Annotated in this window: 23 protein-coding genes; all 23 read left to right on the top strand. The window is 40.2% G+C overall.

Going from position 1 to position 25554, the window contains the following annotated elements:
* Positions 1–25: 25 nt before the first annotated feature.
* A complete protein-coding gene (gene dpaA / locus ACOZ9X_RS09330) occupies positions 26–916 on the top strand; it encodes a dipicolinic acid synthetase subunit A (protein WP_423417934.1) in 891 nt (296 codons plus the stop codon).
* Positions 917–921: 5 nt separating this feature from the next.
* Entirely contained in the window at positions 922–1515 is a 594-nt protein-coding gene (gene dpaB / locus ACOZ9X_RS09325; RefSeq protein WP_423417933.1) for a dipicolinate synthase subunit B, read from the top strand.
* Positions 1516–1667: 152 nt separating this feature from the next.
* Positions 1668–2711: an aspartate-semialdehyde dehydrogenase gene (asd, locus tag ACOZ9X_RS09320; RefSeq protein ID WP_423417932.1), complete on the top strand. Its 1044-nt coding sequence runs from the start codon at positions 1668–1670 to the stop codon at positions 2709–2711.
* A gap of 21 nt (positions 2712–2732) precedes the next feature.
* Positions 2733–3998 carry an aspartate kinase gene (gene dapG, locus ACOZ9X_RS09315; RefSeq protein ID WP_423417931.1) on the top strand — a complete coding sequence of 422 codons (1266 nt, stop codon included), beginning with the start codon at positions 2733–2735 and terminating at the stop codon, positions 3996–3998.
* A 12-nt stretch (positions 3999–4010) separates the two neighbouring features.
* On the top strand, positions 4011–4880 hold the full coding sequence (dapA, locus tag ACOZ9X_RS09310; RefSeq protein WP_423417930.1) for a 4-hydroxy-tetrahydrodipicolinate synthase: 870 nt from the start codon (positions 4011–4013) through the stop codon (positions 4878–4880).
* Positions 4881–5629: 749 nt separating this feature from the next.
* The gene (locus ACOZ9X_RS09305; RefSeq protein ID WP_423417929.1) at positions 5630–7297 is read left to right on the top strand and encodes a ribonuclease J; all 1668 of its coding nucleotides are present in this window, start codon (positions 5630–5632) and stop codon (positions 7295–7297) included.
* 92 nt (positions 7298–7389) lie between these two features.
* Positions 7390–8130, top strand: coding sequence for a ClpP family protease (locus ACOZ9X_RS09300; protein WP_144700686.1), 741 nt, complete (start codon positions 7390–7392; stop codon positions 8128–8130).
* The gene (locus tag ACOZ9X_RS09295; protein ID WP_423417928.1) at positions 8127–8336 is read left to right on the top strand and encodes a YlzJ-like family protein; all 210 of its coding nucleotides are present in this window, start codon (positions 8127–8129) and stop codon (positions 8334–8336) included. Before ACOZ9X_RS09300 ends, ACOZ9X_RS09295 begins: the two co-directional genes overlap by 4 nt.
* Positions 8337–8456: 120 nt before the next feature.
* Complete coding sequence (locus ACOZ9X_RS09290) at positions 8457–10820, top strand: DNA translocase FtsK (RefSeq protein ID WP_423417927.1); 2364 nt, start codon at positions 8457–8459, stop codon at positions 10818–10820.
* Between the two features lie 196 nt (positions 10821–11016).
* Positions 11017–11742 (top strand): GntR family transcriptional regulator, encoded by a 726-nt coding sequence (locus ACOZ9X_RS09285; protein WP_066393804.1) that lies wholly within the window; start codon positions 11017–11019, stop codon positions 11740–11742.
* A 90-nt stretch (positions 11743–11832) separates the two neighbouring features.
* Positions 11833–12900 (top strand): BMP family lipoprotein, encoded by a 1068-nt coding sequence (locus tag ACOZ9X_RS09280; RefSeq protein ID WP_423417926.1) that lies wholly within the window; start codon positions 11833–11835, stop codon positions 12898–12900.
* A gap of 84 nt (positions 12901–12984) precedes the next feature.
* Complete coding sequence (locus tag ACOZ9X_RS09275; protein ID WP_423417925.1) at positions 12985–14511, top strand: ABC transporter ATP-binding protein; 1527 nt, start codon at positions 12985–12987, stop codon at positions 14509–14511.
* Complete coding sequence (locus tag ACOZ9X_RS09270; RefSeq protein ID WP_423417924.1) at positions 14501–15553, top strand: ABC transporter permease; 1053 nt, start codon at positions 14501–14503, stop codon at positions 15551–15553. The genes ACOZ9X_RS09275 and ACOZ9X_RS09270 overlap by 11 nt, the downstream gene beginning before the upstream one ends.
* Positions 15553–16515, top strand: coding sequence for an ABC transporter permease (locus ACOZ9X_RS09265; RefSeq protein WP_066393813.1), 963 nt, complete (start codon positions 15553–15555; stop codon positions 16513–16515). The genes ACOZ9X_RS09270 and ACOZ9X_RS09265 overlap by 1 nt, the downstream gene beginning before the upstream one ends.
* Positions 16516–16795: 280 nt before the next feature.
* Complete coding sequence (gene yfmF, locus ACOZ9X_RS09260; protein ID WP_423418259.1) at positions 16796–18094, top strand: EF-P 5-aminopentanol modification-associated protein YfmF; 1299 nt, start codon at positions 16796–16798, stop codon at positions 18092–18094.
* Positions 18075–19364, top strand: coding sequence for an EF-P 5-aminopentanol modification-associated protein YfmH (gene yfmH, locus ACOZ9X_RS09255; RefSeq protein ID WP_423417923.1), 1290 nt, complete (start codon positions 18075–18077; stop codon positions 19362–19364). The genes yfmF and yfmH overlap by 20 nt, the downstream gene beginning before the upstream one ends.
* A gap of 3 nt (positions 19365–19367) precedes the next feature.
* Complete coding sequence (ymfI, locus tag ACOZ9X_RS09250; protein ID WP_423417922.1) at positions 19368–20150, top strand: elongation factor P 5-aminopentanone reductase; 783 nt, start codon at positions 19368–19370, stop codon at positions 20148–20150.
* Between the two features lie 69 nt (positions 20151–20219).
* Positions 20220–20477 (top strand): DUF3243 domain-containing protein, encoded by a 258-nt coding sequence (locus tag ACOZ9X_RS09245; RefSeq protein ID WP_066393818.1) that lies wholly within the window; start codon positions 20220–20222, stop codon positions 20475–20477.
* Positions 20478–20610: 133 nt separating this feature from the next.
* Positions 20611–21387 carry a DUF3388 domain-containing protein gene (locus tag ACOZ9X_RS09240; RefSeq protein ID WP_066393823.1) on the top strand — a complete coding sequence of 259 codons (777 nt, stop codon included), beginning with the start codon at positions 20611–20613 and terminating at the stop codon, positions 21385–21387.
* 18 nt (positions 21388–21405) lie between these two features.
* Positions 21406–22278: a RodZ domain-containing protein gene (locus ACOZ9X_RS09235; RefSeq protein WP_423417921.1), complete on the top strand. Its 873-nt coding sequence runs from the start codon at positions 21406–21408 to the stop codon at positions 22276–22278.
* A gap of 41 nt (positions 22279–22319) precedes the next feature.
* Positions 22320–22898 carry a CDP-diacylglycerol--glycerol-3-phosphate 3-phosphatidyltransferase gene (gene pgsA / locus ACOZ9X_RS09230; RefSeq protein WP_066393829.1) on the top strand — a complete coding sequence of 193 codons (579 nt, stop codon included), beginning with the start codon at positions 22320–22322 and terminating at the stop codon, positions 22896–22898.
* Positions 22899–23052: 154 nt separating this feature from the next.
* Positions 23053–24294 carry a competence/damage-inducible protein A gene (locus tag ACOZ9X_RS09225; protein WP_423417920.1) on the top strand — a complete coding sequence of 414 codons (1242 nt, stop codon included), beginning with the start codon at positions 23053–23055 and terminating at the stop codon, positions 24292–24294.
* 126 nt (positions 24295–24420) lie between these two features.
* Positions 24421–25467: a recombinase RecA gene (gene recA, locus ACOZ9X_RS09220; RefSeq protein ID WP_066393832.1), complete on the top strand. Its 1047-nt coding sequence runs from the start codon at positions 24421–24423 to the stop codon at positions 25465–25467.
* The last annotated feature ends 87 nt before the right edge of the window (positions 25468–25554 follow it).

The following is a 25554-nucleotide window of genomic DNA, read 5'->3' as shown; positions in this document are numbered from 1 at the left end:
AAACAACGGAGAAAGGGGAGAAAGAATGTTAACGGATTTGCATATCGCAGTTTTTGGCGGCGATGCGAGACAGTTAGAAGTTATTCGTAAACTAACAGAACTGGATGCGATACTTACACTAATCGGTTATGACCAACTTGATCATGGATTTACGGGAGCTTCAAAAATGGATATAGATGAAGTGGATTTCTCAAAGTTAGACAGCATCATTCTGCCTGTAAGCGGAACAGGGCTGCAGGGGGAGATCGATACGATCTTCTCTAATAAAAAGATGATTCTTACAGAAGACCACCTTAACCAAACGAAAGACCATTGCCAAGTATTTTCGGGTATCAGCAATTCTTATTTAGATGCTATCACAAAGAACAGCAATAGAAAGCTAACCAAATTGTTTGAAAGAGATGATGTTGCGATCTATAACAGCATCCCTACAGTTGAAGGAACGATCATGATGGTCATCCAGCATACAGATATCACCATCCATCAATCAAATACGGTTGTTCTAGGATTTGGACGTGTAGGAATGAGTGTTGCAAGAACATTCCAAGCATTAGGAGCGCGGGTAAAAGTGGGAGCGAGAAAATCTGAACATATGGCAAGGATATCTGAGATGGGGATGATTCCATTTCATTTAGATGATTTAAAGAATGAAGTCTATGAAACAGATGTTTGCATCAATACCATTCCCACACAGATCGTTAATGCTGATGTTATCTCAAAGTTTCCTTCACATACATTAGTGGTTGATCTGGCTTCAAAACCAGGAGGCACTGATTTTAGGTATGCAGAAAAACGTGGGATCAAAGCACTTCTTGCACCAGGATTGCCAGGAATTGTCGCTCCTAAGACAGCGGGTAAGATTGTTGCAAATGTACTTTCGCAGCTCTTAATCAATGAATTTAAGCGGAAGGGGTAATTATCATGGATTTTAAAGGTAAGCATATCGGATTTGGCTTAACAGGATCTCACTGCACGTACGATGCTGTGTTTCCACAGATTCAAAAGCTTGTAGACCTCGGTGCGAATGTTTCGCCATTCTTCACACATACCGTAGGACATACGTCTACACGTTTTGGAGAAGAAGGGGAATGGGTGGAAAAGATTAAACAGATTACTGGAAACGAACCAGTAGATTCTATTGTGAAAGCTGAACCCTTTGGACCAAAAACACCATTAGATTGTATGGTCATTGCTCCGTTGACTGGAAATTCGATAAGCAAGTTTGCTAATGCTATGACAGATTCTCCTGTATTGATGGGGGCAAAAGCAACACTTCGAAATCAAAAACCGGTCGTTCTCGGAATATCTACAAATGACGGTCTAGGATTGAACGGTGTAAATATTATGAGGTTGATGGCAACGAAGAATATCTATTTCATTCCGTTCAGTCAAGACGATCCAGTCAAAAAGCAAAATTCATTAGTCGCTCATATGGACACTCTCATTGAAACGATTGAGCTAGCCATTGAAGGGAAACAGCTCCAGCCTGTTCTTAGGGTAAGAGATTTAGGATAATCCATGAAACAACAGAAGAAAATCCGTTCATAACACCAAAGTTTATGATAAAATATGATAAATTATATGGATTAACTAGGAGAAACTAAATTCTTGAGTTTCTCCTTCTGTTGTAGATTGCTTACCTTAAACAATAAAGGAGTTAATAAAGTATGAGCCAAAAATCATTTCATGTAGCTGTAGTAGGAGCGACTGGCGCAGTTGGCCAGCAGATGTTAAACACGTTAAGTGAAAAAAACTTTCCAATAAAAAAGTTATCTCTTCTTGCGAGTAAAAGATCTGCAGGACAGGTCATCACGTTTAATGGAGAATCTCATACGATTCAAGAAGCTTCGCCTGAGGCTTTTGAAGGTGTTGATCTAGCATTGTTCTCTGCTGGTGGTTCTGTTTCAAAAGCACTTGCACATGAGGCAGTGAAAAGAGGAGCAATCGTTGTAGATAACACGAGTGCGTTCAGAATGGATCCGAACGTACCACTCGTTGTACCTGAGGTAAATGAGGGAGACTTATTAAAACATAACGGAATCATTGCGAATCCGAACTGCTCAACGATTCAAATGGTCGTTGCCCTTCAGCCCCTTCATGAAAAATTCGGTCTTAAAAAAGTAATCGTTTCTACTTACCAAGCAGTTTCAGGAGCTGGAGCTAAAGCTGTTGAAGAGCTAAAAGAACAATCAAGAGCGATTTTGAACGATGAATCTTTTGAGGCTTCTATCATGCCTTGCGCTTCAGACAAAAAGCACTATCAGATCGCCTTTAACGCGGTTCCACAGATTGATAAATTTGAAGAGAACGGCTATACGTTTGAAGAGCTTAAGATGATGAACGAAACGAAGAAGATCATGCATTTGGAAAATCTAGAGATCGCAGCAACTTGTGTACGATTACCGGTAGATACAGGACACTCAGAGTCTTTATATGCAGAGTTTGAGAATGGCAACCCATCCGTTCAAGAAATAAGAGAACTACTTAAAACAGCTCCTGGTATCACCCTTCAGGATCAGCCTGAAGATCAGATCTATCCTATGCCAGCTCTAGCAGCAGGTCTGCCTGACGTTTTTGTTGGTAGAATACGTAAAGACTTAGACCGTGATAACGCCTATCACATGTGGGTCGTGTCAGATAACTTACTTAAAGGTGCTGCATATAACTCCGTACAAATCGCAGAGAGCTTGATTAAATTAAATCTGCTTTAACTATATAAAGAAGGTGCATTCATGAAGATAATCGTTCAAAAATTTGGGGGAACTTCTTTAAAAGATGATACAGGACGCATTGAGGCAATTCGTCATATTAAAAATGCGGTAGAAGAAGGCTATAAAGTAGTATGCGTCGTTTCAGCGATGGGACGTTTCGGTGATCCTTATGCGACAGACACGCTTTTAAGCCTTGTAGGAGATAAGAACAAGATTTCTAATCGAGAACAAGATCTTTTGTTGTCTTGCGGAGAAATTATTTCATCAGTTGTATTTTCTGGATTGTTAAATACGACAGGTCTTTCCTCTGTAGCGTTAACAGGTCCACAAGCAGGGTTCAGAACAAATGATGACTTTTCTAATGCAAGAATTATAGATATGAAAGTAGATCGGATAAAGTCAGAACTTGAAAACCATCAAGTAGTTGTTGTTGCAGGTTTTCAAGGACAATCAAAATCTGGGGATATCGCAACACTTGGTAGAGGTGGAAGCGACACGAGTGCCTCCGCATTAGGTGCTGCTTTAGAAGCTGAGTTTATCGATATTTTTACAGATGTTGAAGGGGTTATGACTGCAGATCCTAGACTTGTTAAAGATGCAAGACCATTATCTGTCGTAACCTATGCAGAAATCTGCAACATGGCTTATCAAGGAGCAAAGGTAATTCATCCACGTGCTGTAGAGATCGCCATGCAGGCTAAGATACCATTACGAATTCGATCGACGTATTCAGATCTACCGGGGACGCTTGTTACATCAGCTGTAAAAGGCCCTCTAGGTAAAGATGTTCAAGAATCAATCATTACGGGTATTGCACATGTCTCAAACATTACCCAAATTAAAGTGTATGCGAACGATGGTCAGTATGATCTTCACACAAAAGTGTTCAAAGCCATGGCACAAGAACAAATTTCAGTAGACTTTATTAACATAAGCCCTAAAGGTGTCGTATATACGATCATGGAAGACAAGACAGATTTGGCATTAGCAAAATTAAAGGCTCTAGGATACGAACCTGAAGTGAACAGAGATTGTGCAAAAGTATCGGCAGTTGGAGCTGGTATCGCAGGCACTCCAGGTGTTACAGCGGCTATCGTAGAATCACTGTCTAGCAGAAACATACAAATCTTACAATCTGCTGATTCACATACTACGATTTGGGTGCTCGTAAAGAAAACTGACCTTATTGAATCAGTAAATGCTCTTCATTCCGCTTTTCGTTTGAATGAGGAAGGAATATCTGCAAACTTACAAGAAATTGTACAGCAGCAGTTTAATGAGTATTGAGGAGTGAAGGAAATGAATTTCGGAAGTATTAGTACCGCGATGGTAACGCCTTTTGACAGCAAAGGGAACATCGATTTTGGCAGAACGACAAAACTGGTTAACCATCTGATCAACAATGGAACAGATAGTCTTGTAGTAGCAGGGACTACTGGAGAATCAGCGACATTAACGACAGAAGAAAAGATAGCACTTTTTAAACACGTTGTAAAAGTGGTCGATGGAAGAGTTCCTGTAATCGCAGGGACGGGAAGTAATAATACGAAAGCATCCATCGATCTTTCAAAAAAGGCTGAAGAAATCGGTGTGGATGCGATTATGATCGTAGCACCGTATTATAATAAACCGAGTCAGGAAGGAATTATCGCTCATTATAAGGCGATTGCAAGTGCGGTAAGCCTTCCGATCATGGCGTATAACATCCCGGGAAGATCAGTGATCACATTTTCTGTTGATACGGTTCTTCGACTAGCTGAAGTGCCGAACATTGTTGCCTTAAAAGATGCAGGCGGAAATTTAGATGCGATGAGTGAAGTGATTGAAAATGCGCCTGACGATTTTGTTGTTTACTGCGGTGATGATGGTTTGACCCTTCCTTCTTTAGCGATAGGAAGTGCGGGAATCGTTTCGGTGGCTTCACATGTGATCGGTAACGAGATGCAGACGATGATCAAGGCGTTTAGAGACGGTGAAAATAAAGAAGCAGCGCGTATTCATCGAAAGTTGCTTCCGATTATGCAAGAGCTCTTTAAAGCACCGAGCCCTGCTCCAGTAAAAACTGCGCTTCAAGTAAGAGGGCTTGATGTTGGCGGTGTTAGATTGCCGTTATTGCCTTTAAATCAATCTGAAAGAGAAGCACTCTCATTCAGATTGAATAGCCTATAAAAAGTAGACTCGATTTTCTTTTAGTCAGTAAAAAGGGCTTCGCATTTGATTTATATGCGAAGCCTTTTTTTTTGCGAATTCATCGGCTTATTTTTTATAGGTTTGCGTATTGGTGTTACCTCGTTTTGTCGAAGATTGTTTAAAAAAATTTATCCGTGAAATTATTGACTCTATATGTGAATATATTTTGATTTACCGTGAAAATAAAATGGATTACCGTGAAATTATTTAACGTTGCGATTTCTACAAACAAAAACTTTCACTTAAACTAGATCGAATAGCAGCCGCATCATCTTTTTATAAACAATAAGGCTTTGATTCAATCAAGAAACATTGAATCAAAGCCTTAATTCTATTCAATTATGATATTTCTGACCCAGTTTTTTAAGTCTCTTCCTATTTTCATATTCGACTACAATTAGTTCTCCAAAACCGGTTCAACTTCAACTTACCCTCGAGTGGGACAGTCCAGACCGGTCAGGAAAGTGCTCTCTGCCTTCAATCATTTTACTTTTGAATTCGACGCTAACACTGTAGCAAAAAAAGGTGAGACTACGAAGGAGCTTAGCAAAGGGGTATGTAAAAAAACTAAGACCATAGTTCAAAAACAATTAGGAAGCACTTTAGCCTTATTTTTAATTGTCCTTTGCTCAGTCTTGTTTTGTATTCCTCTCATAGAGTATAATGTTTTTAAGTGACGTGATCGGGATTATAGATTTTTTACATACAACATAGGAGGAATATACACATTGTCAAAACAAAATAGAGATAAAATTAAAGTTTTTGCCTTGGGCGGAGTCGGTGAGATCGGCAAAAACATGTATGTTGTGGACACAGGTGAGGAAATTTTTGTCATGGACTCAGGTCTTATGTTTCCTCAAGAGGAAATGCTCGGGATCGATATCGTTATTCCAGATGTGACTTACTTGAAGGAAAACCTGGAGCGTGTGACTGGAATCTTTTTAACTCATGCCCATGAAGACCATATCGGTGGACTTCCATATGTCTTAAGACAAGTACCCGTGCCCGTATATGGAACACGTTTGACGTTAGGACTTGTAGAAGCAAAATTAAAAGAAGCGGGACTTTTGCGTTCCACAGAATTAAATTTGATTGAAACAAATCAAAAGCTTTCATTCAACAGTGCGAAGGTAAGCTTCTTCCACGTAAATCACAGTATTCCAGATGCAGTAGGAATTGCAATTCACACGTCACAGGGGATTATTGCAAATACTGGTGATTTCAAGATCGACCATACGCCGATCGATGGACAGCATACCGAATTTGGCAAGATTTCTGCATTAGCAGAAGAAGGGGTACTGTGTCTACTATCAGATAGCACGAATGCTGAACGACCAGGATCTACAGGTCCAGAAGCACAAGTTGGACAAGAGATCCTTGATGTATTCCAAGCGGCAAAAGGAAGAATTATCATTGCATCATTTGCTTCAAACGTACACCGTGTTCAGCAGGTTATGAACGCAGCTGCAAAAACAAACAGAAAAGTCGCTGTTAACGGAAGAAGTATGGTAAAAGTCGTTGATATTGCTTCACAGCTAGGATATCTAACGATTGAAAAAGATCTATTAGTAACGATCGATCAAGCAAACGATTACAGCGATGAAAAAGTAGTCATCTTAACCACAGGCAGCCAAGGCGAATCTATGGCAGCATTGTCTAGAATGGCACAAAAATCGCATAAACAGATCGCTCTTCGTCCTTCAGATACAGTCGTAATTGCCGCTACCCCGATACCTGGCAATGAAACATCAGTTGCAAAGATGGTTGATAAACTGATGCGTACAGGAGCAGACGTTATCTTTGGTCAGAAAAAGGTCCATGTATCAGGACATGGTAGTGCTGAGGAACTTAAGTTCATGCTCAGTATGATGAGACCTAAGTACTTTATGCCTGTTCATGGTGAATACAAGATGCAAAAAGCGCATCAAAAATTGGCGATTGAAGTTGGAGTTGAAAAAGACAACATCTTTATCGTGGATAAAGGTGAAGTTGTAGAGTTCGCTAACGGATTCGCTCAAAAAACTGGAAAAGTACCTTCGGGAAACGTATTAGTAGATGGTCTTGGTGTAGGAGATATCGGTAACATCGTGCTTCGTGACCGTAAACTTTTATCACAAGACGGTATCTTAGTGGTCGTTGTTACGATCAGTAAAGATTCTCATAAGCTGATCTCAGGACCTGAGATCATCTCAAGAGGCTTTGTGTACGTACGTGAAAGTGAAGCACTTCTTCAAGAAGCGAATACGAAAGTTCGTGACGTTCTTGAAAAATGCATGAATGAAAATATGAAAGAATGGTCTAGTCTCAAATCAAACGTAAGAGATACATTAAGTCAGTATCTGTTTGAAAAAACGAAGAGAAGACCAATGATCATGCCAATTATTATGGAAATTTAACCCGCTGATAAAGCGGGTTTTTATTTTTTTATCATATGAATGGAAATAACGCCCATACTAAGAAGAACCTAACTTAGAAGGGGTATGAATTTATGGATCAGACACCAGAAACAGAAGCACCACAAACGGATGCACCTAAGAAAGACGATAGCTCGGGACTCATACAGAAGATACAGTCGTTAGGACAAACGAACGTACCTACAATGGAAGGATCGAGCATACATTGTTTGACGATCGTGGGACAGATTGAAGGTCATATGCAGCTCCCTCCTAACAACAAAGCAACTAAATACGAACATTTGATTCCGCAATTAGTTGCCATTGAACAAAATCATAAGATTGAAGGACTTCTTGTGATTTTGAATACAGTTGGAGGAGACGTTGAAGCTGGGCTGGCTATCTCTGAGATGATCGCTTCCCTCTCAAAGCCTAGTGTATCCCTCGTATTAGGAGGAGGACATTCTATTGGAGTTCCAATAGCAGTAAGCGCTGATTATTCGTTTATCGCACCAACGGCTACTATGACGATTCATCCGGTTCGTTTAACAGGTCTTGTGATCGGGGTACCGCAAACGTTTGAGTACTTAGACAAGATGCAAGATCGTGTGATCTCTTTCGTAACCAGTCATTCAGAGATCACGGAAGAGCGGTTTAAAGAACTGATGTTTTCTAAAGGGAACCTGACTCGAGATATCGGTACGAATGTAATTGGAACAGATGCGGTAAGTGATGGACTCATAAACGAAGTAGGCGGAGTAGGTCAAGCGATCAAGAAGTTGAATGAGTTGATCGAAGCGAACAAAAAAGACGAGGATAAAGGGTTAACACAATGATCTGGTATACGATGCAGCCTTTTGAATTGATGTTTCCGGAAGAAGGAAACGAACAGTCGGCGCAGAATGTAATACTTTATAATAATGTACCTGTCCTCGTAGAACGTATGGGTGATGAAACAAAAATCGTTCAGGTCATGAGCACAGACCCTTCTCATTATTTACTAGAAGACTGTCAACCTGGGATGGTGCTGCGAAACTTTTAAAAAAGTCATCTAAGAATTATGCTATACTATCTTAAAGCAGCCTTCTGATTTGCAGGGCTGCTTTTCTTTCTATTTTTGTTCATACATACATAATAATGCATGCTAGTGAGGTGAAAAATAATGGCTAAAAACAAAAAAAAGAAAGCGAAGAATAAAGGCAGATGGAAAGAGCAGCTGACATATGAGATAGCGGGGCTTACCATCTTGGCACTGTCGTCTTTAGCACTTGCTAAGATGGGCAATGTAGGAATGGCTTTTGTCCATCTACTGCGATTCTTTAGTGGAGAATGGTACGGTATCCTCTTGCTTGCTTGTATTTTATTATCCTTTTATTTGATATGGAAGAGAAGTTGGCCGGTTTTGGTATCTAAAAAATTAACAGGTGTTTATATACTTTTCTTTTCATTTTTAGTCTTGAGCCACTTGACTTTATTTGAACACTTAACAAATGGTGGAGAATGGAAAGATGCATCGGTCATAAGAAACACGTGGGATCTTTATTGGATGCAGCTTCAAGGGGAAACTTCAACTAATGACATTGGTGGAGGTCTTGTAGGAGCTATCGGTTTTGCTCTTTTTTACTTTTTGTTTGGTGCTGGAGGAACAAAACTTGTCATCTTCTTTTTGATAATAGGAAGCCTTCTGTTGATATCCGGTAAATCGTTATCAGTTCTTCTTCAGAAAGTAGTCGATACATCGAGTTCAGCAACTTCTAAAATAAAAGAATACATAGAAAAAAAGAAGACTTCACTTTCAGAAGAAAGAAGTAAAAAAGTAAAAGAAAAGAAAAATTTAAAGCCGGCAACTGTTGAGGATGAAGAAGATACTGAAGAGATCATCATATCTGAAGATCCAGTAATTGAAGACTTCACGAAAAGGGTTCAACAAACAGAGAGCGGCGTTCAGTTAAAATTTGCACCTCAGATGTACGGTGAGAGCGAAGAAAAAGAAGATGTAAAGGATGTAAAAAGAGCTGAAGATGAGCCGCCTACACCTTCACCTTTACCTGTTAATTTTGGTGATGAAGTGATCCAGAACGAACATTATCAGCTTCCGACAATGAAGCATCTCAGAACGCCTCAAAACAGTGGGCAGCATAAAGACAAGCAATATGCAGCTAGCAAAAGCAACGCAAAAAAACTTGAAAAAACGTTCGATAGTTTTGGAGTCAAAGCAAAAGTTCTTAAAGTTCATCTCGGACCTGCGGTTACGAAATACGAAGTTTACCCAGATGTGGGTGTTAAGGTAAGTAAGATCGTGAACCTATCAGATGACTTGGCTCTCGCTCTAGCTGCAAAAGATATACGGATCGAAGCGCCTATACCTGGAAAATCAGCTGTTGGGATCGAGGTGCCGAATCAAGAGATCTCGATGGTAACATTAAGAGAAGTTCTTGAGGCGCCGCAGTTCTCTGGCCAGCAATCACCACTCGCGATTGGTCTTGGTAGGGATATCTCAGGTGAACCAATCATCGCTGATCTTTCTAAGATGCCTCACTTGCTTGTTGCAGGAGCAACTGGAAGCGGGAAAAGTGTGTGCGTAAACGGTATTATTACGAGTATTCTGATGAGAGCTAAGCCACACGAAGTGAAAATGATGATGATTGACCCGAAGATGGTAGAACTAAATATGTATAATGGGATACCTCATCTCCTGGCACCAGTCGTAACTGAGCCGAAGAAAGCAGCTCAAGCATTAAAGCGGGTTGTCTCTGAGATGGAACGCCGGTATGAGCTGTTCTCGCATAGCGGTACACGAAACATCGAAGGATACAATGAATCGATTCGAAAACAAAACGCTAAAGGTGATGCAAAACAGCCTTTCTTACCTTATATCGTGGTTATTGTTGATGAACTTGCTGATCTGATGATGGTTGCGTCAGGTGATGTTGAGGATGCCATCACTCGTCTTGCTCAGATGGCTCGAGCAGCAGGGATCCACTTAATTATTGCGACACAGCGCCCGTCAGTTGATGTAATTACGGGTGTTATTAAAGCGAATATCCCGTCTAGAATCGCATTTAGTGTATCCTCACAAACGGACTCAAGAACGATACTTGATATGGGAGGGGCAGAGAAGCTTTTAGGAAGAGGAGATATGTTGTTCTTCCCTTCAGGAGCTTCAAAACCTGTTCGCGTTCAAGGTGCTTTTTTATCAGATGAAGAAGTAGAAACGATCGTAGATCATTGTGTTTCGCAACAAAGAGCTCAATATCAGGCAGAGATGATTCCTACAGAAGAAGCAGAACCAGCTGTCATGGAATCGGAAGATGACTTGTTTACAGATGCTGTGAGACTCGTCGTTGATATGCAGACAGCTTCGGTTTCCATGCTTCAAAGAAGGTTCCGCATCGGTTATTCGAGAGCAGCAAGGTTGATCGACTCGATGGAATCCAAAGGTATTGTAGGACCATATGAAGGCTCGAAACCTCGAGAAGTACTGATTTCTGCTATGCCGGACGAAAAAGAAGCATCTAGTTCATAGGTCTTAGGAAAACGAGCTCATAAGGGCTCGTTTTCCTCTGTTATTGGAATTATATTCAATTTATGTAAAATCCAAAGAATACCTATTAAAAATTTGTAAAAATAGTATTTATTTATAGAATTAAAAATGGTATAGTAATGTCGATTCTACTAATAATTTGTCATACGTCGAACAACTTAGTTAAGGTGGTTTTGTAATGTCAATTAAAGCTGACCATCGCTTGTTATATATAAAAGTGATTGAAAAGTTAAAAAAAGATATTGAAGAAGGTATTTATAAAGAGGGAGAAAAACTTCCTTCTGAATTTGAGCTATCAAAACAGCTTGGTATCTCAAGAGCTACACTGAGAGAGGCGCTTCGTATACTGGAAGATGAAAACGTACTCATTCGAAAACATGGGGTTGGTACCTTTGTAAGAACTCGTGCCTTGTTCTCATCCGGTATTGAAGAACTCTACAGTGTGACCGATATGATAGAAAGAGGCGGTAAACGAGCCGGGACTATTTTCCTAACATCGCAGATGACGGATGTTACAGAAGAACTGCTTAGTAAGTTTAATGATTCATTGCCTGAAGGACTCATGATGATGGAACGTGTCCGTACTGCAGATGGAGAACCAGTTGTCTTTTGTAAAGATCATATGCCTGCACACCTTTTCCCTGCAAAAGGATTGCACGACTATGAATCATTCTTAGAGATGTTGGAAAAAGAAACGGGTAGACGTGTTATGTATGCGGTAACAAACATTGAACCGATCGGATATCACGACAGAGTTTCTGAAATATTGGAAAGCGATGAACGCGTTCCACTCCTCATCTTAAAACAAATGCACTACGATCAATTTGATGAACCAGTACTCTATTCTTGCAACTATTTTAGATCTGATAAGTTTATGTTCTCTGTTTTAAGAAAGCGCTTATAGTTAAAGTCTTTTTTAGGGGGTGATCGGTACTTTATTTTGCAGCATTGGTTTTAGTCATTAAAATGAAAACACTTACAGGGGGAAAATGACTTGAAAAAGAAATTAGGATTAATGGTAACTGCAATGTTAACTGCCGGTACAATTCTTGCCGGATGTGGATCTTCTGATGACGGGAAGTCATCTGGCGGAGGAGAGAAAAAAGACTTTAAAGTAGCGATGGTAACTGACACTGGCGGTGTAGATGATAAGTCTTTTAACCAGTCAGCTTGGGAAGGTCTAACAAAGTTTGGTAAAGATAATAGTTTAGAAGAGAGCAAAGGTTACAAATACTTGCAATCTACAGCGCAAAGTGATTACAAGCCGAACCTAAACTCACTGATTCGTCAAAAATACGATGTAGTTTTCGGGATCGGATTCTTAATGGGAACTGACGTAGAAACAGTAGCGAAGCAACAGCCTGATGCAAAACTTGCAATCGTTGATATGGTTGTTAAAGGTGATAACGTAGCAAATATTACGTTCTCTGAGCATGAAGGTTCATTCCTAGTAGGTCTAGTAGCTGGTATGCAATCTAAAACGAACAAAGTAGGATTCGTTGGTGGAGTAAACAGTGAACTGATCAAGAAGTTTGAGAACGGATTTAAAGCTGGAGTATTAACAGCGAACCCTAAAGCTGAAGTAATGGTTCAATATGCTGAAGACTTCAACAAAGCAGAAAAAGGACAACAGATCGCGAACACGTTCTATCAACAAGGAGCTGACGTAATCTATCATGCTGCTGGTGGAACAGGGATGGGTGTGTTCACTGAAGCGAAGAACCGTAAAAAGAACGGTGAAGATGTTTGGGTAATCGGAGTTGACCGTGACCAACACGAAGAAGGTATGCCTGAAGATGTAACACTTACTTCAATGGTAAAACGTGTAGACCAAGCGGTATACGAAGTTTCTGAGCAAGCGATGAACGGCAAATTCCCAGGCGGAAAGATCGTAGAATTCGGTCTTAAAGAAGACGGGGTAGGTATTGCACCAACTCAAGATAATGTTAAACCGGATGCACTTAAATCAGTGGAAGATTTCAAAAAGAAAATCATCGCTGGCGAAGTAAAAGTTCCTAAGACAGACGCTGAATTTGAAGAGTTCAAGAAGAACTTGAAATAATTCTAAGTGAAACGAGTTAAATAATAGGCCAGGACTTGGCATGAGCCAAGTCCTTCCTTATGCATATAAGGGGGGAGCAAGAAAATGGAATATGTAATCGACATGCGCAATATCCGTAAAGAATTCCCTGGAATCGTAGCGAACGATAATATTACGCTACAAGTAAAAAAAGGGGAAATCCATGCATTACTAGGTGAAAATGGTGCAGGAAAATCAACGTTGATGAATGTCTTATTCGGTCTTTATGAACCAGAACAAGGCGAGATCTTCGTAAAAGGAAATAAAGTGGTGAACAATGATCCGAATATTGCCAACTCGCTTGGTATTGGGATGGTTCATCAGCACTTTATGCTTGTTGATAAGTTTACTGTAACCGAAAATATCATCCTTGGAAAAGAACCTACAAAAGGCGGAAAAGTTGATCTTCAGACAGCGGCTAAGGAAGTACAAGCTCTTTCGGATCAATACGGACTTCGTGTAGATCCTTACGCAAAGATAGAAGATATCTCAGTTGGTATGCAGCAACGTGTGGAAATTTTGAAAACGCTTTATAGAGGAGCGGATATTCTCATTTTTGATGAGCCGACAGCCGTGTTAACACCTCAAGAAATCGTAGAACTCATTCAGATCATGAAAAAGCTTGTTAATGAAGGCAAGTCTATCATCCTCATCACTCATAAACTAAAAGAGATTATGGAAGTATGTGACCGCTGTACGGTAATAAGAAGAGGAAGAGGCGTTGGTACGGTAGATGTTAGCGATTCTAACCCTGATTCTCTAGCAGCGATGATGGTTGGCCGTGAAGTAAACTTTAAAGTTGAAAAAATAGATGCTGATCCTAAAGAAGCTGTATTGAAGATTCAAGACCTTGTCGTTCATGATAGCAGAAAAGTGCCTGCGGTTAACGGGTTGAACCTGACTGTTCATGCAGGTGAAATCGTAGGAATCGCGGGTGTTGACGGAAACGGACAATCTGAACTGTTAGAAGCGATCACGGGTCTTCATAAAGTACACGAAGGATCGATACATCTGCGAGATAAAGAGATTACGAATAAGTCTCCTAGAAGCGTAACAGAGAATGGTTTGAGTCATATTCCCCAAGATAGACATAAACATGGACTTGTTTTGGATTTTTCAGTAGGAGAGAACATGGTTCTTCAAACCTATTATCAGAAGCCATATTCTAAATCTGGCATATTGAGCTTTAAGCCGATCTTTGATAAAGCTAAAAAGTTGATCGAAGAGTACGATGTTCGTACGCCAGATGCTTATACGCCAGCACGTGCACTATCTGGTGGTAATCAGCAAAAAGCGATCATCGCTAGAGAAGTCGACCGCGATCCGGACTTTTTGATCGCAGCTCAGCCTACTCGTGGTCTTGATGTTGGAGCGATTGAGTTCATCCATTCCAAACTGATCGAACAAAGGGATAATGGAAAGGCTGTACTGCTCGTTTCTTTTGAGTTGGATGAAATCATCAATGTGAGTGACCGGATCGCCGTCATGTATGAAGGAAAGATCGTTGCGATCGTAAACCCGAAAGAAACAACAGAACAAGAATTGGGTCTACTGATGGCTGGAGGAAAGAGAGGTGCCGTTCATGCAGAATAATACAAACAAAATGAAGTTTATTGTACCTCTTATCTCTGTATTTTTAGGACTTCTTATTGGCGGAATCATCATGCTGATCAGCGGATATCCACCGATTGAAGCATATGCGGCTCTATTCGAAGGAATTTTTGGCGGTTCTTACTATATGGGTGAAACGATCAGACAGATGTCACCTCTTATTCTTTCAGGTTTGGCTGTAGCATTTGCGTTTAGAACAGGCTTATTTAATATCGGTGTAGAAGGACAGCTTTTAGTTGGTTGGCTAGCTGCTGTATATGTTGGAATTTTTGTTGATGCTCCGGCCATTATTCATATTCCGCTAGCAATTCTAGCAGCAGGAGTCGCTGGTGCACTATGGGGATCTGTTCCTGGTATATTAAAAGCGCGTTTTAAAGTTCATGAAGTAATCACGACGATCATGATGAACTATATCGCACTTTATAGTACGAATGAAATCATTCGTAATTTCATGCTTGCTCCAGGTGAGCGAACAGAGAACGTAAAAGAATCCGCTTCTTTAGCTTCACCATTTTTGCAAGAGCTAACAGACAATTCTACACTTCACTATGGAATTATCGTAGCAATCGTTGCAGCAGTGATCATGTGGTTCTTATTATGGAGAACAACATTAGGTTATGAGCTTCGTGCTGTAGGGTTCAACCAGCATGCATCTCAGTACGCAGGAATCAACGTTTCAAAAAACATCGTCCTTTCCATGGCGATCTCAGGAGCATTTGCAGGGATTGCTGGAAGTATGGAAGGTCTAGGTACGTATCAATACATGACGATCAATGCCGGATTTACCGGAGTAGGATTTGATGGAATCGCTGTTGCACTTCTAGGTGCTAACAGTGCAATCGGTGTCATTTTAGGTGCTGCACTCTTCGGCGGACTAAAGATTGGTGCACTGAACATGCAAGCTATGGCAGGTGTTCCGACAGAACTTGTTGGAATCGTTATCGCTTTAATCATCTTCTTTGTTGCGTGCAGCTATCTTGTTCATTGGTTGATGAACCGTGTGAACAGAGGAGGTAAGATCTGATGAGTTTTATGGATATTCTAGCACTAATCATACCTGCTGCTATCGTTTCAGCTGCTCCCTTAATCTTTACTGCTCTAGGTGGAGTCTTTAGTGAACGTTCAGGAGTCGTAAATATCGGCCTAGAAGGTCTCATGCTTTTTGGTGCTTTTACAGGCGCCGTGACGATCTATTATGGCGAGCAGTTCGGATTAGCTGGTGCAGCACCTTGGGTCAGTTTTGTTGTAGCAATGATCGTTGGCGCGCTATTTGCTTCTATTCATGCTGTTGCGAGTATCTCGCTGAAAGCAGACCAAGTCGTTAGTGGTGTTGCGATCAACTTTTTAGCTGCAGGACTCGCGATCTTCTTAACGAAGAAAATCTTTAATGCGGGACAAACACCTGTCATCTCACAACGTATCTCTAAAAGTGATATACCGTTTCTGTCAGATATTCCGGTGATCGGAAAACTATTCTTCTCAAATGCCTATCTGACTTCTTATCTAGCCGTATTCGTTGCTTTAATCGTTTGGTATGTTCTATACAAAACCCCATTTGGTCTTCGTCTTCGTTCAGTAGGTGAACATCCGATGGCTGCAGATACGATGGGGATCAACGTTAAAAAGATGCGTTATGTTGGCGTTCTTTTGAGTGGTGCTCTAGCTGGTCTCGGTGGAGCTGTTTATGTGGCTTCTATTTCAGGTAACTTCACGCACTCCACGATAACAGGACAAGGTTTCATGGCACTTGCTGCCATGATCTTCGGAAAATGGCATCCACTAGGTGCTTTAGGAGCTGCCCTATTCTTTGGTCTAGCACAAGCGATCAGTATTTCTGGAGCTCAGATTCCAGGTCTGCAAGATATCCCAAAAGTGTTCTTGCTTATCGCACCATACGTTCTTACGATACTTGCTTTAGCAGGGCTTGTAGGACGTGCAGATGCTCCAAAAGCACTTGGAACACCTTATGAAAAAGGAAAAAGATAAAAAATAGATACTTCTGATGATATCTCCTTAGATTATATTGGAATTGCTTTTTAATCTTTTTTATTATCTTCTATGAACAGTTGTTGATTGTGCCCCGCGGAAAGCGAACAACCTGAAACGGAGATCAACTGCTTTCAAAAACATCTTTGTGTAACATATAATAAAAAAGTCTGCCAGAAGGCGGACTTTTTTAGTTTTATAAGGAGGAATGTCATGTCAGGTATCGAAAATGGGTAAACTAGAACGTAGACATAATGAAAGGGGTACTTATCCAATGGGAATTGTTAATCATAAAAAAACCGATCTCCACGGAATGACTGTACATACGATAGAAACAAAAAAGTATAAGACCACATCGTTCATACTACAGGTTAAAGAACCAATCAATGAAAAGAACGTTACAAAGCGAGCGCTGCTTGCTTATGTCTTACAGAGTGGTACAAAGGATTTCCCTTCTTCAAAAGAGCTAAGAAGTGCTTTGGACGACCTTTATGGAGCTACGTTAAATGCCGATCTTTCCAAAAAAGGCGAGAATCAAGTGATCAGTATTCGAATGGAAGTAGCAAATGAGAAATTTTTATCCAATTCAGAACCTGTTCTTGATAAAGCTTTCCATCTATTATCACAAGTTCTCTTAGCTCCTGCTCTTGAAGGTGATGTGTTTAAAGAAGGAATCGTAAAAAAAGAGAAACGCAGTCTGAAACAACAGATCGAATCGATCTATGATGATAAGATGCGTTATGCAAACAAACGACTTTTAGAAGAGATGTACGACTCAGAGCCTTATCGTTTAAATGTTTATGGAAACGGTGATGAAGTCGATTCGATCTCACCTAAAGAACTGTTTGACTATTATCAAGAAGTGATTAGAAACGATAAGATCGACCTTTATGTGATCGGTGACATTTCAACAGATGAGATGGTTGACAAGGTTAGTAAGCATTTCCGTTTTTCAAAAGATAGAAAAGAAGATGAGACAAAAGCGGTGAATGTTGCAGATGAAAAAAGGATTTCTGAAGTTAAGGAAATCTTTGAAGAGCAGGATGTTCAACAAGGAAAACTACACATGGGTTACCGCACGTATACTACCTATGCAGATGATGATTATTTCGCTCTACAAGTGTTTAACGGTATTTTTGGCGGGTTTTCTCACTCTAAATTGTTCATGAACGTTCGTGAAAAAGAAAGTTTGGCTTATTATGCAGCTTCTCGGTTCGAGAGCCATAAAGGAGCTGTTTTTGTTATGAGTGGAATCGAGACTGCCAATTACGAAAAAGCTGTAAAAATTATTAAAGAACAGCATGAAGAAATGAAGAACGGCAATATTACAGACTCTGAATTCGAACAGACGAAAGCGATGATCAACAATCAAGTGTTAGAGACGATCGACCACCCGATCGGTCTATCAGAAGTGCTGTATCACAATGTTATAGCAGGTACAAATCGTTCCATTGAAGACTGGATGGAAGGCATAAAAAAAGTAACAAAAGATGATGTGGTTGCAGTAGCTAAAAAGGTAACATTAGATACCATTTTCTTCTTGAAGGGAGCTGGCGCGAATGGGAATGAAAACGTTTGATCAATTAGACGAGACGCTGCATTTTGAAGAACTAGCGAATGGGCTAAAGGTTTATGTCTTAGAAAAGAAAGGCTTTAATAAGACATACGCTACGTTTACGACACATTATGGATCAGTGGATAATCATTTTAAGCCGTTAGGCAAAGATGAAAATGTGAAAGTTCCTGATGGAATCGCACATTTTCTTGAACATAAACTTTTTGAAAAAGAGCATGGAGATGTCTTTCAAGATTTTAGTAAACAAGGTGCATCTGCTAATGCTTTTACGACATTTAACAGAACGGCTTATCTGTTTTCAACAACGGGTGATGTAAAGAAAAACTTAACAACTTTAATCGACTTCGTACAAGAACCATATTTTACAGAAAAGACGGTCGAAAAAGAAAAAGGAATCATTGGTCAAGAGATCAGAATGTACGATGACAACCCAGATTGGCGGGTTTATTTTGGTCTGATCGAAAATATGTATCACCATCATCCGGTAAAGATCGATATCGCTGGGACTGAAAAATCTATTGCTAAGATTACAAAAGATGATCTGTATGAGTGTTATGAAACGTTTTATCATCCAAGCAACATGATCCTCTTTATCGTGGGTCCGGTAGATGCTCAAGATATTCTAAGTTTTGTTAAAGACAATCAATCGCAAAAAACGTTCAAAGAAAAAGAAAACATCGAACGTTTCTTTGACGCAGAGCCAAAAACGGTTGCAAAAACAAAGAAAGTGATCGAGATGACCGTACAGACTCCTAAGTGTTATATGGGTTATAAAGAAGCTGCTCCAAATCGCCAAGGAAAAGAGTTAATGAAACATGAATTAAGTGTAAATCTTCTTCTGGAGATGATGTTCGGAAAAAGCTCTCCGTATTATGAAACATTGTATGAGGAAGGGTTAATCGACCAGACCTTCTCTTTTGATTACACAGAAGAGAATGGATTTGGATTCAGCATGCTCGGAGGAGATACTGGATCTCCAGATGAATTTGTTGAAAGAATCTCAGGCATGGTTGAAGACTTTAAACAACAGTCGATTGATGAAGGTTCATTTGATCGCGCTCGTAAAAAGAAGATCGGCGCTTTTTTAAGATCATTGAACTCACCGGAGTTTATTGCAAATCAATTCACTCGCTATGCGTTCAATGAGATGGACCTCTTTGATGTGATCCCAGTTTTTGAATCGCTGACTGTCCGTGATGTGGAAAGTGTTCTACAAAACCACTTTAAAAAAGAAGCCTTGACCGTTTGCCAAGTACAAAAAAAGAAGTCATAATAAATGAAAAAACATCCTGCTTTAGGTAGGGTGTTTTTTTACAGCAATGAGGGATTAAAAGTGAAAAACGCGCTTGTTACAGGAGCATCAGGAGCGATCGGACGCGAGATCAGTCATATGTTAGCGTCGAATGGCTTTCGGCTGTATCTTCATTACAACACCAATCAAACCGCTGCAGCAAAGCTTCAAAAAGATTTAAAGGACAAATACGGTGTACCTGTTTCAATGGTATGTGCTGATTTGTCTAAAGCAGGTGGGTCAGAAGATCTATGGAATCAAATTCAAGTCCCCCTAGATGTGTTCGTATATAACTCTGGTTCTGCTCATTTTGGCCTTCTCACCGATTTTACCGAAGAATCTATATCAGAGACGATGCAGTTGAATCTTTTAAGTGCGATCTCACTGTCGAAAGCAATTGTGCCTAGCATGATTCAAAAAAAATCTGGAAAGATCATCATGATCACATCCGTTTGGGGAGAAGTAGGGGCTGCATGTGAGACTGTCTATTCTGCCGCAAAAGGCGGATTGAATACGTTTGTTAAAGCTCTTTCAAAAGAGTTAGCTCCGAGTCATATACAAGTAAATGGCATTTCTCCTGGAGTGATCTCCACTCCTATGATGGACCAGTTTACAGAGGAAGAGAAGCGTTCATTGGCTGACGATATACCTGCTGGACGGTTTGGAGAACCAGGTGAAGTTGCTCATGCTGTTGAATTTTTAATGAGCAAAAAAGCGGGTTATATCTCTGGTCATATCCTTTCGATAAACGGATCGTGGTTTACTTAAAAAAACATGTATAAAAAGGGTAGAATTAAGAGATATTAATGCTGTATCAACCTTGAAGGAGGAGACAGCATGTCTGTATTAGACAACTTTGGTCAATGGAAAGATTTCTTGGCAGAGCGTTTAAATCACGCGGAGCACGAAGGTATGAACCACGATACGATTTCGAACTTAGCAACTGAGATCGGTGGCTACTTAGCGAACCACGTAGAACCAAAAAACGAGGAAGAAAAAGTTCTTGCCGATCTTTGGAAAGTGGCCGATGAAAACGAAAGACACGCCATCGCTAACATGATGGTAAAGCTAGTTCAAAACGACGGAAGCCGCTAAATGGTGAAGGATGTTAAGAATTTTTTCTTAACATCCTTTTATTTTGCTTTCATAATAAATTGAAATCATTTATTATTAGAACAAGAATAGATGTAGAATTTTGTTTCATTTTGAAAGAATAAGGAGATGAATTATGGGAGAGCAAGAATGGTATTTAGAGTATGAGATACATAAAAACCGGCCGGGTCTCCTAGGGGATATATCTTCCTTGTTGGGTATGCTTGGTATTAATATCGTCACGATTAACGGTGTTGATAACGAGCGACGTGGAATGCTTCTGATCATTGATAACGAAGAAAAGATCAACCGGCTTCAATCGATTTTAGATTCAATGGACAATATTACAGTAACCAAGTTTAGAAAACCGAAGCTTCGTGATCGTCTCGCTGTAAGACACGGGAGATATATTGAACGTGATGCGGATGATAAGAAAACATTTCGTTTTATAAGAGATGAACTTGGGATATTAGTTGACTTTTTAGCTGAATTATATAAAGTTGAAGGACATAAATTAATCGGCGTTAGAGGCATGCCCCGTGTTGGGAAAACGGAAAGTATCGTAGCATCCAGTGTTTGTGCAAATAAACGTTGGGTCTTTATTTCATCCACATTATTGCGCCAGACTGTTAGAAGCATGCTTGCGGATGATGAATACGATTCTGACCATGTTTTTATTATCGATGGTGCGGTTTCAGCACGTAATATGAACGATAAACATTGGCAGCTCATACGAGAGATCATGAGGCTTCCTGCAGCGAAAGTTGTGGAACATCCTGATCTTTTTGTTCAGCAAACGGAATATACACTTGATGATTTTGACTACATTATCGAGCTAAAGAGTCATCGTGATGAAGAAATTACATATGAAGCTCTGAAACAAGATCAAACAGGATTCGGAAATTTAGAATGACGTAAGTAGGTGGGAAGGTTGACAGAACTCGGTAAGTTATTAAAAGAAAAACGCGAAGAAAAAGGAATGTCACATGAGGAACTTCAAACCGCTACTAAGATACAAAAAAGATATCTTGTAGCCATTGAAGAAGGAAAGTATGAAGTACTTCCAGGATCGTTTTATGCTCGAGCGTTCATTAAAAATTATTGTGAAGCTGTAGGTTTGCATTATGAGACCATTTTTGAAGAATATTCTCATGAGATACCAAAATCGGCAAAAGAACCAACAACTGAGTTCGAACCGCGTTCAAAAAGAGAGCGGTCCGGAGTATCAGAAGATCATTCTCTTTTAAAGAGGTTGATACCGATCATACTTATTGGAGTTTTGATCGTGGTTATTCTCTTTGTCGTATGGAAGCTCCTTCCTGATGGAAATGATCAAGCGAAAAGCGGCAATGATTCACCAGGTGTTCTTTTGGATGCAGATGAGAACAAACCGCAGAAAAAAGAAGGAACAAAGAAAGAAAAAGAAGATGTTTCTGAAGATAAAGAAGAAAAATCGGAAGCTCCAAAAGAAGAAGAGAAACAACAAACGTTGACGAAACTTGAAACGATCGGGAAAGTAACAACTTTTGATCTGAAAGATACGGATGAACTAGTTGTGGAACTTAGTGCACAAGGCCCTAGTTATGTGGGGATTCAAGATGAGACGAAGAAGAGCTATTTTGATAGTCAGATGAAAAAGGGTCAGACGGAAACTTTCGACCTTTCTTCTGCCAAAGAGGTAACACTAAATATTGGCGCGTCTCATGTAACAGCTATTAAAATTAATGGTGAAGCCTTCACATATCCTGTTCCAGCAACTGAACTGGTCCATCAGAAAATCGTGATTCGTAAGGCTCAACAATAGTTAAAACAAACTGATTTTGACCGTATTTTGGAGGAATTGCATTGAACTTACCTAACAAGATTACCATTTCAAGAATTTTTTTGATTCCCCTCTTTATGATCGTTCTTTTAGGCGATTTTGATTGGGGTGTATGGAAGATAGCGGGTGAAGAACTGCCTGTCACTCATTTTGTAGCAGCATTGATCTTTATCTTTGCATCAAGTACAGATTGGGTCGATGGCTATTATGCTCGCAAATATAACTTAGTTACGAATTTGGGGAAATTTTTGGACCCATTAGCAGATAAGCTGCTTGTTTCAGCAGCACTTGTAGGATTGGTTGAACTTGGAGCTGCACCTGCATGGATGGTCATCGTTATTCTAAGCCGTGAGTTCGCTGTTACAGGAATTCGTGCTGTTGCTTCTGCTGAAGGCGAGGTTATTGCAGCAGGACAGATGGGTAAGCTAAAGATGTGGATACAGATTATTGCGATTTCAGCTCTATTGCTTCATAATCTTCCATTTGCATGGATCGGATTACCTTTTGCAACGATCAGTCTTTGGGCAGCAACACTGATTACCTTATATTCTGGCTGGGAGTATTTCGTGAACAGCAAACATATCTTATTAAAATCAAAGTAATCTAGAATGAAGAAAAAACAGGAGCAGAAAACTCCTGTTTTTTTGTTAGCTGTAGGTGAAAATGCACAAAACGTGAAGAAATGATAGCGTTTCTTAGCATATATAAGTTTGAATGATATGAAATCAGAGAATACAATCAGGGAGCGTGTATGAGTTGAACGCAGAAATCATAGCAGTTGGCAGTGAACTTTTATTAGGACAGATTGCAAACACGAATGCTCAGTTTATTTCTAAAGGACTTGCTGACATCGGAGTGAACGTTTTTTATCACTCAGTAGCAGGCGATAACGAGAACCGCCTCTCATCAGTTATTCAAACAGCCAGGTCTAGATCGGATCTGCTCATCTTTACGGGAGGTCTTGGACCAACTAAAGACGACTTGACGAAGGAAACGATCGCAAAACTATTTCAAAAGGAATTGGTCCATGATGAAGCTGCTTTAGAGTATATAACCAATTACTTCGTTCAAACCAATCGAGAGATGACACCGAACAATAAGAAGCAAGCTCTCATTATTGAAGGGTCTGCCGTACTGCCAAACGATAACGGTATGGCACCCGGAATGGCATTTACTCATGGTAACAACACGTGTATACTCCTGCCTGGACCACCTAGCGAGATGAGACCAATGTTCAACAACTATGTAATTCCTTTTCTTTATTCTAAAATGGATGTGCAGACAAAGTTTCATTCAAGAGTCTTAAAATTTTTTGGGATTGGGGAATCGGTCTTAGAAACAAAGCTTCAGGATTTAATCGAGAAACAAAGCAATCCTACGATTGCACCTTTAGCATCTGAACATGAAGTTACGATTCGGCTTACTGCAGCTCACCCTTCAGAAACTGAGGCAAAGAGACTGTTAGACGAAGTGGAACAAGAAGTTCTAAGCCGTACAGGTTCTTATTTTTATGGATATGATGACGAAACGCTTGAGAAACAGACTTTCGATCTTCTTCGAGATAATAAGCTGACGATCGCTTCGGCAGAGAGCTTGACTGGAGGATTATTCAGCAAGATCATCACTGATTTTCCTGGGGCATCTTCCGTGTTTCAAGGAGGAGCCGTCGTTTATTCAAGCGCATTGAAACAATCGATGCTTAAAGTACCTCAATCTTTGATCACAGATCATGGTGTTGTCAGCTCGCAATGTGCAGAATGGATGGCAGAGGAAATTAAACAGCAGACAAAGTCTGATATCGGAATCAGCTTCACTGGTGTTGCGGGTCCTGATGCACAGGAAGGCAAGCCTGCTGGAACAGTTTTCATCGGCATATCGACACATGACCAAAGTTATTCCTACTCCATAAAACTCGCAGGCTCAAGAAAAGGGATTCGTGAAAGAGCGGTTAAGCATGGATTTCGGTATTTAAATCAATTGGTCAAAGAAGGACAATAAAAAAATCGAATAAATGTTCGCAAAATGATTGGCAAATGAACAAAAAAGAGATATGATAGAGAAGTAGCAAGTAACAGAATTAATGAAACAAAAATACATGTAAAATGAATTTGAGGAGTGAATTGAATGAGCGATAGAAAAGCAGCTCTAGATATGGCTCTACGCCAAATTGAAAAGCAGTTCGGTAAAGGTTCCATCATGAAATTGGGTGAACAAACAGAACAGCGAATTTCAACAGTTTCCAGTGGATCGATCACTTTGGACATCGCACTTGGAATCGGTGGTTATCCTCGTGGAAGAATTATCGAAGTATATGGTCCTGAATCATCAGGTAAAACAACCGTTGCCCTTCATGCTATTGCAGAAGTACAACGTAATGGTGGACAAGCTGCATTCATCGATGCTGAGCATGCACTAGACCCTGAATATGCCCAAAAGCTAGGCGTTAATATTGATGAGCTCTTATTGTCTCAGCCAGATACAGGTGAACAAGCGCTAGAGATCGCTGAAGCTCTTGTAAGAAGTGGAGCAGTAGATATTTTGATCATCGACTCTGTTGCTGCCCTTGTTCCTAAAGCTGAGATCGAAGGGGAAATGGGTGACTCTCACGTTGGTCTCCAAGCTCGTCTAATGTCTCAAGCACTTCGTAAACTTTCAGGTGCCATCAATAAATCGAAAACCATCGCAGTATTCATCAACCAAATCCGTGAAAAAGTTGGTGTTATGTTCGGAAATCCTGAAACAACACCAGGGGGAAGAGCTTTAAAATTCTATTCATCTGTTCGTCTGGAAGTACGTCGTGCTGAACAGCTGAAACAAGGACAAGACGTTGTTGGTAATAAAACAAAAATTAAAGTCGTGAAAAATAAAGTAGCTCCTCCGTTTAGAACGGCTGAAGTTGATATCATGTACGGAGAAGGCATCTCGTATCAAGGGGAGATTCTCGATATCGGTTCAGATATTGATATCGTTCAAAAAAGTGGTGCTTGGTATTCTTACGAAGGCGAACGTTTAGGTCAAGGACGTGAGAACTCGAAGCAATTCCTAAAAGAAAACCCTGAAATCGCATCAGCAATCGTTGCAGAAATCCGCAACTATTATCAGTTAGAAGGTAAAGCAACAGTTGAAGCAGAAGCTCCTTCATTAGAGGAAGAGTTTGAGCTAACAGAATAGTAATAAAGTTAAAGACTGGTCAATGCGACCGGTCTTTTTTTTGACTCTTTTCTAAAGGCTCTTTTCTAAAGGATTGCTGTTTTTGGC

The organism is Fictibacillus nanhaiensis (genome assembly GCF_049537595.1).
GTDB lineage: Bacteria > Bacillota > Bacilli > Bacillales > Fictibacillaceae > Fictibacillus > Fictibacillus nanhaiensis_F.
This window is presented reverse-complemented; position numbering and strand designations above follow the sequence as displayed.